The sequence below is a fragment of the Psychrobacter sp. 1Y4 genome, assembly GCF_051847555.1.
Map to the genome: position 1 here is coordinate 1 of NZ_JBPYDE010000556.1, position 705 is coordinate 705.

At 47.8% G+C, this 705-nt stretch carries 1 protein-coding gene; it reads left to right on the top strand.

The window, feature by feature from the left end; translation table 11 throughout:
- A partial coding sequence (locus tag ACS8FC_RS17530; protein WP_459112976.1) for a PLP-dependent aminotransferase family protein occupies nucleotides 1-705 on the top strand: 705 nt, incomplete at both ends.

Genomic DNA, 705 nt, shown 5'->3' on the forward strand with positions numbered 1-705 from the left:
GTCATTCAGCGCAACGTCCTTGAGAACCCAGGCTGGTATACCGCTTATACGCCTTACCAAGCGGAAATCGCTCAAGGTCGTCTAGAAGCATTGCTGAACTTCCAACAAGTATGTATCGATTTGACTGGTCTTGAGTTAGCTGGTGCATCATTGCTTGATGAAGCAACGGCAGCGGCAGAAGCGATGGCGATGTCAAAACGTGTGAGCAAAAGCAAATCAACACAGTATTTCGTCGATGAGCGCGTCTATCCACAAACGCTAGATGTCATCAATACTCGTGCTAAATACTTTGGTTGGGAAGTCGTCGTTGGTGATTTTGAAACGGCTAAATCTGGCGACTATTTCGGTGCGCTATTTCAGTACGTTGGTTCTGAAGGTGACGTTAAAGACCTAACAGACGTCATCAGTGCCGTAAAAGAAAACAAGACTTACGTGAGTGTCGTCAGTGACATCATGAGCTTGGTGTTATTAAAATCACCAGCCGATATGGGTGCTGACGTGGCCCTTGGTAGCACGCAGCGCTTTGGTATTCCAATGGGCTTTGGTGGCCCACATGCTGCTTACTTTGCATTCTCTGATAAAGCCAAGCGCTCAGCACCTGGTCGTATCATTGGCGTATCAAAAGACGCACAGGGCAATACCGCATTACGTATGGCTCTACAAACGCGTGAGCAGCATATCCGCCGCGAAAAAGCCAACTCAAAT